We start from the raw sequence: 13,653 nt of genomic DNA on the forward strand, positions 1-13,653 counted from the left end.
ATAGATCCTATACGTGAAAATAACAAGGGGGTTTGAACAATTTACACAAAAATTCTCCGTGTAAACCAGGCACCTGCCGTAGAAGACGGTAAATGTTCTAAAAGACATTCTGATGTTAAACGTAAATACTTCTCTTCAGCCGCTAGTTCTTCTTCAAAGTTCACCGCTTCAAGCGAACGATTCTCAGCATTGGTTCCTTCATTCATGTAATGATCTTCAACGACTTCAACATAATTTAACGGTAACAAAAGGCGCGCGCCGATTAATGGCCAGTGTACATTGTTTCCTCCTCTAAATTGCGCCCCGTAATAGTCTTCAATAAAACGATACGCCTCCTCACCATCTCCTTGACGATAAATTGAGCGAAGCCGCTCTCCTAAATCCCTTGCCGGGTGATCATAGACAAACTGTAGAGGGAGCTTAACTTGCGTCGTCGTTGGGCTTGCTGCAAACCACGATGTCGGTGTGAACCTCGTGTGATTGATTGAACCGTCATACGGTTGAAGTAAATGTTCCTGACCTTCCTCAACGAGCCATTGCATGGCCGTTTCCGCACGACCTAAATAATACGGAAACGTATAAAGAAATTGACGATCGAAATCATTCTTTTGCCTTCTGGCATCCACTTGCTGATGCCAATTTTCAAGTTGACTCATTCTCGTTTCCCAAATATGCAACCAGCTGCCTAGGAAATTTAGATCTTTCACATTCGGCATCCACCCTCGACTTACTTCATGAATTTGTGCAAGTTGAAAAGCCTCAGGCTGTTGCGGTTGCTCATTACGTCTCGGATCATCTTGCGGCAAGCGGAAAATGAGTTGTTGCGCACCGTCAATTTTTGCAATTACTTTCCCATCCATCGTCTGCACTGGCATTGCCACATCAATAATGCCTGCCCGCTCTAATTGCCTTGCCCATTCAAATTGGGTTAAGACGCTATCTTCTTTACGTGGGTACGGCGTAACAATGTACGAATTCCCTTCAGATTCAAACCCTTCATAAGCCCCTAAATGCCAACGTTCATCACAGTGAAAACCGTATTGATCATAGATATTTCTCTCAAACACATTGCCACCTCCATCTCTACTTTTATGTATATGACAAAATATTAAGGTTTTGACAATGTCTCTTCTTTGCATAATAATCATACAAGCGTCACACTGAATATAGGAAAACGATTATGATGGATAAGGGGTTGAGTCCGCATGAAAGCTTTATCAACTGAACTTGCTATTGAACGACTCGAAGAGCGTGGTGTAAACGTTGACGACATTACTGAATTAGTATTTGATCTCCAAGCACCGTACGTCACCAACTTAACGCGAGCTACGTGCAAACACAATGTGATGCGTGTGTTATCAAAACGAGAAGTCCAAAATGCCCTACTAACTGGGATTGAACTTGATCGATTGGCTGAAGAGAAGAAATTACGACAGCCACTTCAAGATATTGTAGCTTCAGATGAAGGGTTGTATGGCATAGATGAAATCATCGCTCTTGCAATTGTGAATGTTTACGGCTCAATCGGACTTACAAACTTCGGTTACGTTGACAAGATTAAGCCTGGCATCGTCGAGAAATTAAATGATCATCATGATGGCAAAGTCCATACATTCCTTGATGATATTGTCGGTGCCATTGCAGCCGCCGCCTCAAGTAGGCTCGCGCATTCTGAAGAAGGCGCTGATGTTCCTGATTAAATTGCAATTAGATAATAGACAATCACTTCTCGTATCACATACGAGGGTGGTTGTTTTTTTATACTCAAAAGTAAAGTAGTAAACACCTTGGACAAAAATGCATAATATTACTTTTTCCTGACATCCTAAAATTGAGTTCTAAAGTTAAGAGGGATGACGATGGCTTTACTTTTAAAAAGACGATTTCAACCAACACAATTTAAATCATTTCTATCCTCATCAATGAACGTCAATATAAAAACCATTCTATCCATCATTGGAAAGAGTGACGATGTGATTGTTAGACATTTCTCTTTAGGCGCAAATACTGAAGTGAATGCCTCTATTCTCTACCTCGATGGACTTGTGGATACTCCTAATATCAACTTTATGTTAAGCCAAGCAATGCTCTTTCCTGATGATGAACAACATTCTTGGTCAAAAGTGACCACTTTTTTTGAGAAATCAGGAGATGTTGTCGTCCATAAAACACTCGATGAAACCATTGAAGCACTTTTAAAAGGGTTAACACTTGTTTTCATTGATAAATATGTTTCTGTGTTATCTGTCGATATGGTTCAAACGAACGATCGTCAAGTTGATATACCATCAAGTGAGAATATTATTCGTGGTCCAAAGCAAGCGTTTGTCGAAAATATCTTTATTAACATGTCATTGATTCGCAGACGTATTAAAGATCAGCATTTACGCTTTGAACCCTTTACGTTCGGTGAACGTACCCAAACAAAAGTATTCGTGACATATATTACCGATGTGATTGATCCAGCCGTTCTCACAGAATTGAAGACACGCCTAAATCGAATAGACACCGATGCGATTCACACAGGTGCAGACCTTGAAGAATTAATTCAAGACGCCTATTTAACACCTTTCCCTACCGTCTATGCTACTGAACGACCAGATGTTGTTACCAACCATTTACTTGACGGAAGGATTGTTTTAATTGTTGACGGTGTTCCCTTCCCACTTGTTGTTCCAGCACCCTTTGTCCAATTTATACATAGTGCAGAGGATTACACTCAGCGATCTGATATAGGGTCGTTAGTTCGGTTGTTACGGTTTGCTTGTGTCTTTATTGCTTTACTAACCCCGAGCCTTTATGTTGCAGTAACAACATTTCATCAAGAATTAATTCCATTTAATCTCATGGTAAGTTTAGCTGCCCAAAGTGAGGGTACTCCTTTTCCAACGCTTGCTGAAGTGCTCATTATGGAAGTTATCTTTGAAATTATTCGAGAAGCTAGTATTCGTATGCCTTTGCCAGCTGGTCAAGCATTATCCATTGTCGGTGCACTAGTGATTGGCACTGCCATAGTAGAAGCGGGAATCATTTCCTCATCTGTCGTAATAGTTGTCGCATTAACCGCGATATCTAGTTTTGTTTTTCCAACGTATGCAATTGGCATACCACTTAGGATCTGCCGATTTATCGTATTAATTTTTGCCTCTCAGTTAGGGTTACTCGGCATATTTCTGTTTCTCATGTTGCTTCTCTTGCACCTTTGTAACTTGAAGTCATTCGGCGTTCCATACTTAGAAGGGTTATCTCCATTTATTCAGAAAGAACAAAGCGATAGCTTAATCCGTTTACCAAAATGGTTGCAGAACTATCGCCCACGCTTTGTGCCTAAAAATCGTTCAATTCGTCAAAACACGCCAAAACCATCCAAACGACTGTAAGGAGTTAAGGTTTATGTGGTTAAGAAGACTCGTGTTAACTAGTTTGTTATTATTTGCTAGTACGCTTCTAAGTAGTTGTTGGGATCAATATGAGCTTCGGGATTTATCAGTTGTGACTGGTTTAGGAATTGATATTATGTCAGATGATACAGTACGTCTTACCCTTCAAGTAATTAATCCTAGTGAATTAGCAGCTCAAGAAGAGGGGACAGGACGTTCGGGCGCACAGAACTATGAGACGTTTGCCCCTTCCATACAAGAAGCATTTCGTAAATTAACCCAAACCGCTCCAAGACGTGGCTACTATTCCCACCTTGCATCCGTAGTAATTGGTGAAGAAGCTGCTAAAAAAGGTTTAAATAATTACTTAGATCACTTTTATCGAGATCATGAAATCCGGACTGATTTTCCAATCATCATTGCACGAGGATATGATGCAAAGGAAATTCTTTCGATTACTCCACCTATTGAAGATATTACGTCGATTCATATTATGGATTCGATTATATACAGTGAGAACAGTTATTCGTTAGTTACTGAAACGACGTTAGATGACCTTTTTGAAATGATTGTCGCTTCGGGCATAGACCCTTCTTTAAATGGCATTACCATAATTGGAGATGAAGAAGTCGGTCAAAGTTTAGAGAATGTAGAGGAAGCGCTCCCTAAAGCTTTCTTAGAAATTGGTAACTCGGCTTTTTTTAAAGAAGACAAACTAATTGGTTGGCTAAGTGAAGATGAAACGAAAGGGTATCAATACTTAACGAATGCCGTCCAAGATACTTCCGAAACATTACCCTGTCCACATGGACAAGATAACTATTTCACAGTGGAAACGACATCGATTGATACATCCATCACGGTTACAAGTAACGGCTCCTTGCCAAATGTTGTCATTAAACCTTACGTCCAAGGAACGATTTCAGAAATTAATTGTGACCAACTAGATGTTCTGTCCCCATCCACACATAAATTTGTGATAGAAACGTTTGAACAACGAATAGAAGATCTCGTCGGTGAAACAATCGCAAAAGCACAAGAAGAACATTCAGACTATACGGGGATCGGTAGAGAAGTTTATCGTCAAGAGCCTCATATATGGCATAACATCAAAAACCATTGGTATGAAACCTTTGAGTCGCTGAACATTACCGTTGATGCGAAAGTGGAAGTAAAAGAGTCTGGAGATGTCAATAATACATTCAATATCGAGGATTATAAACATGATTAGTCAACTACTCATTGTACTATTCATTCATGGCATAGCTATTCTATCTCAACAGCGTGAATTGAGCCAAGCAAAAGAAAACGACCCGAAATTATCTAAAGTTTTTTATTCGTTGATTGGTATAAGTGTTCTTTTACCTACTTTACAAATTTTAGGATTTCAGATTCCAAGAGTTACGGTCTATCTTTCTCAATTTATGCAACAGTTCACATTCTGATTTGTAGGAGTAATAACAATGCAACAGACAGAACAAAACGAGCAGATCACCAACCCCCAATTTTTTGTCCTGCTAACATTTATGATGATCGGCACTACTTTTCTTACAATGCCAACCTCTCTTGCAACTCGTGTTATGCAAGATGGTTGGTGGATCCCTATCGTCTCATCCGTGTTGGCCTTTCCTTTCCTCTATATGATTATTCTGTTTGGACGTTACTTTCCAAACCTTTCATTACCTGAGATCCTTGTTTACCTTTTTGGAAAATGGGTTGGGAAAGCACTATTACTCCTTGTATTATTACTTCCTTTCTACAACAGCGCTGGTCATACTTTCTTTTTTACTTCATTTATGAATACACATTTCTTCCGAAATACACCTGAAGATATCATTGTCGTGGCACTAGTCTTCGTACTGATCTTTGGCGCTTGCCTTGGAATTGAAGTTTTAGGGCGCGCAGCTGTCATTTCCTTTGTTCCTTTTATCCTATTCCTCATAGTATTAACCGGGTTTAGTGCAGGTGATGTTGATACTCGCTTTATTTCTCCCATGCTAGATCAACAACCTATGCAATATTTAGATGCGATTTTCTTATTTACTTCTAAAATCATCGTAACAAAACTTGTACTCATGTTATTTTTCTATCCGAAAACGATCGAAAAAAAAGCCAAGGCTGAAAAGTATGTGTATATTGCTTACTTTTTCAGTTGCTTCGTTCTTTTCTTAACAACTTTTATGGCCATTACAATTCTAGGACCTGACCTAACTAAAGTAAAAATCTTTACTGGTTTTTCGATCGGTCAGCGGGTAGCAATTGGTGACATTATTGAACGATTAGAGTCATTACTTGTCTTTATGTTCTTTTTATGTTTTTATTTCATGAATGCGCTTTATCTATACATCTTATCAGTCGGAACTGCATTTATTTTCAATGTTAAAAACATCAAACCAATTGTAGTTTCTCTAGGAACTCTTCACATGTATTTTGCCCGTACAGAATTTAACAATCTTATTGAAGATACGGCTTATTATTTCTATGGATCATTCTTTTTCATCATTCCTGCCTGTTATGTATTACCATTCGTAATGTTTACACTTACGCTAATGAAGAGAAGAAAAGAAGGCCTTAGTCTTTATCCTAAAAGAACCGAACAAAAAAAAGAAACAGAGTCGGCTTCATATGAGAATCACTCATGAAGCGACTTGTCTCTTTAAATCACATAATGTCTTTGAATGTTCGAATAGAAAATGTCGGCTGTATCGCTTTCTTCTTTACAACTGTATTCCTTGTCACACCAGTGTCCACATGCAATGTATCAACACCTGCAGCAATACCGGCTGAGATATCCGTATCGTAGTTGTCTCCGATCATGATCGTCTTTTGATGCGGGGTAGAGATTATTTCTGCAGCCTGTTTAATAAACATCGGGTTTGGTTTCCCCATAACAAGTGCTTCTTTCCCACTCGCTACTTCAATTGCTGCGATAATGGAGCCGTTTCCTGGGACGAATCCTCGCTCTGTCGGAATCATCTTGTCACCATTTGTGGCAATGAATTTAGCTCCTTTTTGGATAGCGAGCGAGGCTTTTTCGAGTTTGTCATACGTAAACGTGCGATCAATTCCTACGATCACAACGTCTGGGTCAACATCTTGCTCGATAAGGCCAACCTCTTCCAAAGCGACCTTTAGCCCAGTCGAACCGATAATATAAGCGCTTTTAGGTCGATCTGTCATTTGCTGCACATGATGTGCAACCATTAATGCACTCGTAAAAATGTGTTCTCGCTTAGCAGGAATTGACATGCTGTTCAGCCTATCCACCGCTTGCTCGGGTGTTTTTGAAGAGTTATTCGTCACAAACAAAAATTTCTTCTGTTCTTTGATTAGCCAGTTAACAAATATAACGGCTTCGGGGATTACTTCATTGCCTCGATAGACTGTACCGTCCAAATCAAGTAAGTAACCATCATAATCAAGAACGTGCATCGTCTTCCTCTTCAGGTAAAAAAGCGCTCACTGGTCCAAGTTCTTGATCAAGGTACGTTTGAATACGAGTAGAGAAGCTTTGCAACGCTTCTTTCTCATTCGTTAAAGTTTGTGAAAGTGAAGCGTGATCTACGTTTAAATAACCCTCAACGAGAACTTTTCTCCAATTCAACACCTTAAGAAGTGAGGCTGCTTCTTCTTTTGTGAGCACTTTTTCATCTTCAAGAATGTCTAGGATATCTTGATAGCTACCTGGGTCTCTCATAATAAATCCGTCAATCATTTGATTTCCAACATCAATCATCGCTTCAATGTAACCTTGAGCAATACGTTCAAGTGCTAATTGATCATGCTTTTGTTGCCATGCATTTACCGTTAAGTAATGCTCATAGAGGCCATCCATATATGATAATCGTGCGTAGATAAGTTTTCGATCAACAAAGTACATGTTCATCATCCTTTCCATTCTATTATAAATGACGCTCGTCTCTCATGGAAGATGCATAACATCGTCTATGCTCGTCCAATCTATACGTGAGGAGCTGAGTGCAATGGATCGTGACGATCGAAAAGTCAGTCCCGAATCAAATGAATTCGAAGACTTTCAAAACGTGCAATCACAAGAAGAAGATTTGATTCGTGAAGATTTACCAGAAGGACCGTACGGCTCTCCAATTGTTGAACCTCCAGGAAAAAGCGAGCCGTGGCGTAAAGGTCAACACGTAACGAGTGCATTTACCTATGAAAACCGCAAGCTACACGCAGGAAATGAGCGCCAGTTCCCAGGCTCTCACCCGACACATTCTGAAGATAAAGGCGAAGACGCTGATTAATCGCGCTTCGTTTTTTTTATGCCTTTTTTACGTGTGTCCATACAGATGTGTAGTGCAGAGCGTCCTCAAAAATTAACGTCCAAGGCATGATACAGTTCGGAGGCACATGATATGTAAACGTCTCTCTGCAAAGTTCTTCCGCTTCATTCATCAATGCCATTGGTTCGTTCGTTAGCGTAAACGCTTCTTGCTCGTTATTACGAATGAGAATCGTAATAAGTAAATCATTACGATAGTTGGTCGCTACCCAAAGAACCGTAAACAACTCGGTAACCCCACGCTCCACTCGATGTTTAATTGCATCAAGGTCTCGCTGTGAAATTGTCCGCTCCCAAGCTGGATGTAAATATAATGGTTCAGTCATGATCCCACCTTCTTTCATTGTTCTTACTATATCAAAATTATGAGATGACAAGAAAAAAGGTCATTAGGATTATTCCCTAATGACCTCAGGCTGTTGAGAAACTTAAACGTACCAAACGAGTACTCGTAAATGAGTAAGCGGCTTCTGTGGCTACGCTTGCCACGGGCGTTGCCTTAGCTATCGTGCTTCGCACGATGATCTTCGGCTAACGCTACTCCCGCAGGCGTCTTCGCCACGACAGCCGCTTTTATACGGCATGTTGAGTTTACAAAAGCAAAAGTAAAATGTTTAACTTCAATACTTTGAAATCTACAAGTTCATTAACTCTTCATTTCATTTATATAAGAACAGCACTTTTTCGACACTTTGAGGTCATTAGGATTATACCCTAATGACCTCAGAGTGATTATAGACTTCTAAGCGCAGAAGCGATGTTCTCATCACCTGAAATCATATCAAAGCCTTTTCCAATCGTATGCTCGTCTTTTAACGAGGCTAGAATTGTTTCGGCTACGTCTTCTCGTGGAATTTCTCCACGTTCTACTTCTTTAGCTACTTTAACTTTGCCTTTTCCTGCGTCATTTGTGAGCAGACCAGGTCGTACAATCGTATAATCAAGTCCGCTTTGTTCTAAGAAGCGATCTGCATAATGTTTAGAAGCACTATAGTACGCAGCTTTTTCCATCCAATTGTTACGATCGTAAACACCAATGGCACTAACGATAACGAAGCGCTTTATGCCGGCTTCCTTTGCAGCTTCCATGGATTTAATCGCCCCGTCTAAATCAATCATAACGGTCTTATCCGCGCCGGTATGACCACCAGACCCGGCAGTGAACACTACCGCATCCATACCTTTCATTGCTGTAGCCAAATCACGAACAGACCCTTCTAAGTCTGCAAGAACCGTGTTTGCATTCATTTCTTTAAAGGCTTTCATTTGTTCTTCTTTACGAACCATAGCCGTAGGGGTAAATGTAGGGTCCTGAACCATTTTTTCTACGGTATGTTTTCCTATTTGTCCATTTGCACCGATAACGAGTACGTTCATGTTTGTCCGACTCTCCTTTTGATCGTCTTCTATTCATGGTTATTCCCACGTCTAAATAAAACCAAACATGTAGGAATTCCTAAAAAAAGAATCGTGCAAACGCATTGCACGATTCTCTTCTTATCATTTTTTGTCTGATTTGACCTTCTTTAATATGAAATAAGGACAATCAAAATTGCAAAACTCATACAAATAGTCATAAACGGTGCTCACTTTTGAGTCAAAAGCCGCTTTTTTGTTGTTATCGTTAAAAAAACCTCGGAGACGCAATTGTTCATGTCCCCAGTCTCCAACGATAAAATCATACTTGTTCAATACTTCGCTGTAGCGATTCTGAAACGCTTCTTCGTCCCATCCCTCGCGCGACTCTTCTATGAGTTCAAACTGTTGATTATTTAATTGAATCAACGAATCTCACCTCGACTTAGCTGCTAAATTGTTGTTCACTTTGATATTTCGCAGCCTCTTTCCAAACTTGCGCTTTGTCCACTTGCTCATCAGCATGATAAGAAGAACGAACGAGAGGTCCAGCTTCACAATGCTTAAACCCTTTGCTCATCGCAAGTTCTTTAAACTGTTGAAACTCATCAGGCGTATAGTACTTGATCACTGGCAAGTGTTTTTTCGTTGGCTGTAAATATTGACCGATTGTCATAATATCCACGTCATTCGCACGTAAATCATCCATTACTTCTTCAATTTCTTCTGCTGTTTCTCCAAGTCCAATCATTAAGCTCGATTTCGTCGGAATATCTGGGTGAAGCTCTTTTGAATAGCTCAGAAATTGCAGTGAACGATCGTACTTTGCACGGGCACGTACTTTCTTTGTTAGACGGCGAACCGTTTCGATATTGTGATTTAGAATATTCGGCCTTGCTTCCATTAAGGTTTTTAAATTTTCCTCTAGACCCATCATATCAGATGGAAGCACCTCAATGGTACATAAAGGATTTCTTCTTCTTACCGCTCTCACTGTTTCAGCGAAAACATTCGAACCACCGTCTTTTAGATCGTCTCTTGCAACCGCTGTGATTACGACATGTTTTAATCCCATTTGCTCAACAGAATCGGCAACACGTTCAGGCTCATCTAGATCGAGTTCGGTTGGAAGGCCTGTTTTGACAGCACAAAAACGACAACCACGCGTACACGTATCTCCTAGGATCATAAATGTCGCGGTTTTGCGAACTGCCCAACACTCATGAATGTTGGGACAACGAGCTTCTTCACAGACCGTATGTAAGTTTTTCTCGCGCATCATTTTCTTTAAGCCAGTGTATGATTCATTCGTATTTAATTTTATTTTCAGCCAATCCGGTTTTCTCACGTGTTCAGTTTTTTCGCTCATTTCATCACACCCTTCTTCCCAATTTTACCACGAGTCATCTTAGGGTCCAAGTTATGCTTTTTAGTATAAAAAGTAAGATCTGTTCCATAGTAAGAAGACATCGTTGAAGAGGGGTTAAAATTGATGAACTCGAAAGGAATCCTCCGTTTTTTATTAATTGTCTGTTTGTTTTTCGTAACTACAACTAGTGTGGACGCACAAGAAGAACGTACCCAAGATGAGATTGACCTAGAACGTATGCAATTGTATAAAGATATGGATACCGTTACACAAGTTCCATGGCATTGGCTTGCAGCAATTGATGCCTATGAGCGAGGGTTAAATGTTGCAAGAAATGATCGTGACAAACCGACAGGTGTGATCTCGATCTACTTTTCACCGCGCGACTGGGTCGGCGCACTAAATCCAGACCTCGAAGATACAGATGCTGATCGGATTAGTGTTTTTGGCGGAATTGGTCTTGATGGTGATGGTGATGGACAAGCGGATCGCCACAACGATGCCGATGTGCTTTATACGATGGCTCGTAAATTATCGACATATGGCTTTGATGATGAAAACATTCGCATTGCACTTTGGGATCATTATCAGCGAGATCAGACGGTTCGAATTATACACGGTCATGCAAACGTCTTTGAAAAGTTTCAAACGATTGCGCTGCATGATAACGCGTTTCCAGTTCCTCTTCATTACAACTACTCTTACCGGAGCACGTGGGGCGCAAAACGCGGATGGGGTGGCCGACGAATTCATGAAGGAACAGATATCTTTGCAGGGTATAGCACACCTGTACGTGCAACCACATACGGAACGGTCGAATTAAAAGGCTGGAACGAATATGGTGGATGGCGAATTGGTATTCGGGATTTGGATAACATTTATCATTATTATGCCCATCTTCACGGCTTTGCTGAAGATATTGAAGAAGGATCGATCGTCACGCCTGGATCCGTCATCGGCAGTGTAGGTAGCTCTGGATACGGAAAGCCAGGAACACAAGGAAAGTTCCCACCTCACTTGCATTACGGTATTTATCGAGATAACGGGTACACTGAATGGTCATTTGATCCGTATCCAAAACTACGCTCGTGGGAACAAAAAGAAAGACAGAAGAGTTGACCTTCCTCTATACTTTAACGTAGAGAATCCGATTGAGGAGGGTCTACGTATTGAATATTTATTTAGTTCGTCACGGTAAAACCATTTTTAATACGCAAGGCAAAGTGCAAGGTTGGTCAGACACACCGCTTACATCGAAAGGTTGTGCTGGCGCCAAAACATTAGGTGAAGCACTTGCAAACGAACCGATTGATCACATTTATACGAGCGACAGTGGTCGAGCTAGAGAAACTGCTCACCTTATTCGTTTGCATAGTCGCAACGACCAACAAATTAACATTCAAGTAAACAAGGCATTACGTGAATTGTATTTTGGTGGTTTTGAAGGTGGATACAACATTGCGATGCTCGAAGCGCTAAAACGAGGGTTACCTGATCAATACAAAGACATTCATATGCTTTGGGATGTCCCACTCGATATTGTCGTTGATACGATCGCAGCGATCGACTCGAGTCAACAAGCTGAACATTGGGAGCAGTATTCGAAGAGAATCCAAGAAGGGATGAACGAAGTCATTCAAGATGCACAGGCCCAAGGCTTTAATAACATCTATATTGTGTCACACGGGCTTACGATCCGTGCGATGATTCGTTTATTTGGGTATAGCGGGAGCTATGATGATATTGAAAATTGTAGCGTTACATATGTGACGTATGAGAACAATCAGTTTTTAGTACAGCATGTCAATGAAGTGAAATACTAAATAAAAATGAGCACAAGTCCGAAGACATGTGCTCATTACTATTTATCTACTCTCTAACTTTCTAATGTCTTTAAACTTACGCGTTTCTTTTGCTACAACGCCAGACAGTAAAATTAATGCAATTAAGTTGGGGATTGCCATAAGCCCATTAAAGATATCACCAAAATTCCATACGGTATTAAGTGGTAATGTTGCACCTACGAAAACTGCAAGTACAAAGACAATCCGATAAATGTAAGTGATTTTACCACCGACTAGGTACTCTAAACACTTCTCTCCGAAATATGCCCAGCCAATGATGGTGGAGAAGATAAAGAACAATAATGTAATCGTAACGACCATACTTCCGCCAAACGGTAAAATTGCATCAAACGACATTGCAGTTAATGATGCACCACTTTCACCTGACGTATAAAGGTCTGCAATGACAAGTGCAAGTCCTGTAATCGTACATACGATAATCGTATCAATAAATACTTGCGTCATTGAAATGAGAGCTTGACGAGCAGGGACATCGGTTTTTGCTGCAGCGGCAGCAATTCCTCCAGTACCTAGACCAGCTTCGTTAGAAAATAACCCTCGTGCAACACCCATCTGGATCACCGTCCCGATTGCGCCACCTGCGACTGCTTGACCGGTAAATGCATCTGTAAAAATCAAACCAAAAGCAGCAGGTACTTCAGTAATATTGAATCCAATAACGAAAAACCCTGCAATAACATAGAATACAATCATGATTGGAACAATTACACCACTAACACGACCTATACTCTTTATACCGCCTATAACAACTAATCCGACTAGTACCATCATGATGATCCCAGTAATCCATGTCGGAACGTTAAACGTACTCTGTACAATATCTGAAGCTGTATTCGCTTGTGTCATATTACCAATTCCAAAAATCGCAGCGAAGACGGCGAAGAAAGCAAACAACATACCCATCCATTTCCATTTCTTCCCTAGTCCATGTTCAATATAGTACATCGGACCGCCTGCCATTTCACCTCGGTAATTCTTTCCTCGATACTTTACACCGAGTATGGCTTCTGAGTATTTCGTTGCCATACCGACTAAAGCGGTAATCCACATCCAAAATACCGCTCCTGGTCCCCCTAAGACGACAGCTGTTGCTACACCAGCAACGTTCCCTGTACCTACAGTTGCTGCTAGTGAAGTCATTAACGCTTGAAAGTGTGAAATGTCACCTTCGGAGTTCTTGTCTAAGTTTTTCTTAAAAACGAGCTTCATTGCATATGGGAGCTGTGTAAATGAATAAAATCCTAATCTAAATGTAAGATAAATTCCGGTCCCTACAAGTAATACAATTAACGGTAATCCCCAGACAAAGTCCGCAGCGGCAGCTGCCCAATTGTCAATCCACTCAATCATCTCATCACCCCACTATAAGTAGTAAAGAAC

16 protein-coding genes are annotated in these 13,653 nt (G+C 40.6%); 8 read left to right on the forward strand and 8 right to left on the reverse strand.

Annotation, left to right across the window (positions count from 1 at the left end):
• Positions 1-41: 41 nt before the first annotated feature.
• Positions 42-1,067 (reverse strand): protein kinase family protein, encoded by a 1,026-nt coding sequence (locus tag JOD17_RS05285; protein WP_204695995.1) that lies wholly within the window; start codon positions 1,065-1,067, stop codon positions 42-44.
• 138 nt (positions 1,068-1,205) lie between these two features.
• On the opposite strand from JOD17_RS05285, the gene JOD17_RS05290 reads away from it, so the two are divergent.
• From JOD17_RS05290 to JOD17_RS05310, 5 genes are all read left to right on the forward strand, one after another.
• A complete protein-coding gene (locus JOD17_RS05290) occupies positions 1,206-1,700 on the forward strand; it encodes a phosphatidylglycerophosphatase A family protein (protein ID WP_204695996.1) in 495 nt (164 codons plus the stop codon).
• Positions 1,701-1,859: 159 nt separating this feature from the next.
• The gene (locus tag JOD17_RS05295; RefSeq protein WP_204695997.1) at positions 1,860-3,380 is read left to right on the forward strand and encodes a spore germination protein; all 1,521 of its coding nucleotides are present in this window, start codon (positions 1,860-1,862) and stop codon (positions 3,378-3,380) included.
• Positions 3,381-3,393: 13 nt separating this feature from the next.
• Complete coding sequence (locus tag JOD17_RS05300) at positions 3,394-4,611, forward strand: Ger(x)C family spore germination protein (protein WP_204695998.1); 1,218 nt, start codon at positions 3,394-3,396, stop codon at positions 4,609-4,611.
• Entirely contained in the window at positions 4,604-4,825 is a 222-nt protein-coding gene (locus JOD17_RS05305; RefSeq protein ID WP_204695999.1) for a hypothetical protein, read from the forward strand. Before JOD17_RS05300 ends, JOD17_RS05305 begins: the two co-directional genes overlap by 8 nt.
• An 18-nt stretch (positions 4,826-4,843) precedes the next feature.
• On the forward strand, positions 4,844-6,022 hold the full coding sequence (locus tag JOD17_RS05310; RefSeq protein WP_204696000.1) for a GerAB/ArcD/ProY family transporter: 1,179 nt from the start codon (positions 4,844-4,846) through the stop codon (positions 6,020-6,022).
• Between the two features lie 19 nt (positions 6,023-6,041).
• On the opposite strand, the gene JOD17_RS05315 is transcribed toward JOD17_RS05310, so the two are convergent.
• Both JOD17_RS05315 and JOD17_RS05320 read right to left on the reverse strand, forming a co-directional pair.
• On the reverse strand, positions 6,042-6,812 hold the full coding sequence (locus JOD17_RS05315; RefSeq protein WP_204696001.1) for a TIGR01457 family HAD-type hydrolase: 771 nt from the start codon (positions 6,810-6,812) through the stop codon (positions 6,042-6,044).
• Positions 6,799-7,260: a DUF86 domain-containing protein gene (locus JOD17_RS05320; protein ID WP_204696002.1), complete on the reverse strand. Its 462-nt coding sequence runs from the start codon at positions 7,258-7,260 to the stop codon at positions 6,799-6,801. The genes JOD17_RS05315 and JOD17_RS05320 overlap by 14 nt, the downstream gene beginning before the upstream one ends.
• A 103-nt stretch (positions 7,261-7,363) precedes the next feature.
• On the opposite strand from JOD17_RS05320, the gene JOD17_RS05325 reads away from it, so the two are divergent.
• Entirely contained in the window at positions 7,364-7,645 is a 282-nt protein-coding gene (locus tag JOD17_RS05325; RefSeq protein ID WP_204696003.1) for a hypothetical protein, read from the forward strand.
• 16 nt (positions 7,646-7,661) lie between these two features.
• On the opposite strand, the gene JOD17_RS05330 is transcribed toward JOD17_RS05325, so the two are convergent.
• From JOD17_RS05330 to lipA, 4 genes are all read right to left on the reverse strand, one after another.
• Complete coding sequence (locus JOD17_RS05330) at positions 7,662-8,009, reverse strand: SLAP domain-containing protein (protein WP_204696004.1); 348 nt, start codon at positions 8,007-8,009, stop codon at positions 7,662-7,664.
• A gap of 406 nt (positions 8,010-8,415) precedes the next feature.
• Entirely contained in the window at positions 8,416-9,060 is a 645-nt protein-coding gene (locus tag JOD17_RS05335; protein ID WP_204696005.1) for an SDR family oxidoreductase, read from the reverse strand.
• 123 nt (positions 9,061-9,183) lie between these two features.
• The gene (locus JOD17_RS05340) at positions 9,184-9,468 is read right to left on the reverse strand and encodes a YutD family protein (protein WP_204696006.1); all 285 of its coding nucleotides are present in this window, start codon (positions 9,466-9,468) and stop codon (positions 9,184-9,186) included.
• Positions 9,469-9,484: 16 nt separating this feature from the next.
• Entirely contained in the window at positions 9,485-10,408 is a 924-nt protein-coding gene (lipA, locus tag JOD17_RS05345) for a lipoyl synthase (RefSeq protein ID WP_204696007.1), read from the reverse strand.
• A gap of 123 nt (positions 10,409-10,531) precedes the next feature.
• Between lipA and JOD17_RS05350 the strand changes: the two genes are divergently transcribed.
• Together JOD17_RS05350 and JOD17_RS05355 are read left to right on the forward strand one after the other, a co-directional pair.
• Positions 10,532-11,527, forward strand: a complete 996-nt coding sequence (locus JOD17_RS05350) for a M23 family metallopeptidase (protein ID WP_204696008.1) — start codon at positions 10,532-10,534, stop codon at positions 11,525-11,527.
• A 50-nt stretch (positions 11,528-11,577) separates the two neighbouring features.
• Positions 11,578-12,231, forward strand: a complete 654-nt coding sequence (locus JOD17_RS05355; RefSeq protein ID WP_204696009.1) for a histidine phosphatase family protein — start codon at positions 11,578-11,580, stop codon at positions 12,229-12,231.
• Between the two features lie 42 nt (positions 12,232-12,273).
• Here JOD17_RS05355 and JOD17_RS05360 read toward each other — a convergent pair whose 3' ends face one another.
• Positions 12,274-13,623 carry an alanine/glycine:cation symporter family protein gene (locus tag JOD17_RS05360; RefSeq protein WP_042417701.1) on the reverse strand — a complete coding sequence of 450 codons (1,350 nt, stop codon included), beginning with the start codon at positions 13,621-13,623 and terminating at the stop codon, positions 12,274-12,276.
• Between the last annotated feature and the right edge of the window lie 30 nt (positions 13,624-13,653).

It is taken from the genome of Geomicrobium sediminis, assembly GCF_016908595.1.
Lineage (GTDB): Bacteria > Bacillota > Bacilli > Bacillales > Marinococcaceae > Geomicrobium_A > Geomicrobium_A sediminis.

What these genes read in the sequence shown, in the direction of transcription:
- JOD17_RS05320 (WP_204696002.1), bottom strand. Translation starts at nt 7,260, where the DNA reads ATGTACTTTGTTGATCGAAAACTTATCTACGCACGATTATCATATATG.
- JOD17_RS05290 (WP_204695996.1), top strand. Translation starts at nt 1,206, where the DNA reads ATGAAAGCTTTATCAACTGAACTTGCTATTGAACGACTCGAAGAGCGT.
- JOD17_RS05295 (WP_204695997.1), top strand. Translation starts at nt 1,860, where the DNA reads ATGGCTTTACTTTTAAAAAGACGATTTCAACCAACACAATTTAAATCA.
- JOD17_RS05360 (WP_042417701.1), bottom strand. Translation starts at nt 13,623, where the DNA reads ATGATTGAGTGGATTGACAATTGGGCAGCTGCCGCTGCGGACTTTGTC.
- JOD17_RS05330 (WP_204696004.1), bottom strand. Translation starts at nt 8,009, where the DNA reads ATGACTGAACCATTATATTTACATCCAGCTTGGGAGCGGACAATTTCA.
- JOD17_RS05325 (WP_204696003.1), top strand. Translation starts at nt 7,364, where the DNA reads ATGGATCGTGACGATCGAAAAGTCAGTCCCGAATCAAATGAATTCGAA.
- JOD17_RS05315 (WP_204696001.1), bottom strand. Translation starts at nt 6,812, where the DNA reads ATGCACGTTCTTGATTATGATGGTTACTTACTTGATTTGGACGGTACA.
- JOD17_RS05310 (WP_204696000.1), top strand. Translation starts at nt 4,844, where the DNA reads ATGCAACAGACAGAACAAAACGAGCAGATCACCAACCCCCAATTTTTT.
- lipA (WP_204696007.1), bottom strand. Translation starts at nt 10,408, where the DNA reads ATGAGCGAAAAAACTGAACACGTGAGAAAACCGGATTGGCTGAAAATA.
- JOD17_RS05350 (WP_204696008.1), top strand. Translation starts at nt 10,532, where the DNA reads ATGAACTCGAAAGGAATCCTCCGTTTTTTATTAATTGTCTGTTTGTTT.
- JOD17_RS05305 (WP_204695999.1), top strand. Translation starts at nt 4,604, where the DNA reads ATGATTAGTCAACTACTCATTGTACTATTCATTCATGGCATAGCTATT.
- JOD17_RS05300 (WP_204695998.1), top strand. Translation starts at nt 3,394, where the DNA reads ATGTGGTTAAGAAGACTCGTGTTAACTAGTTTGTTATTATTTGCTAGT.
- JOD17_RS05335 (WP_204696005.1), bottom strand. Translation starts at nt 9,060, where the DNA reads ATGAACGTACTCGTTATCGGTGCAAATGGACAAATAGGAAAACATACC.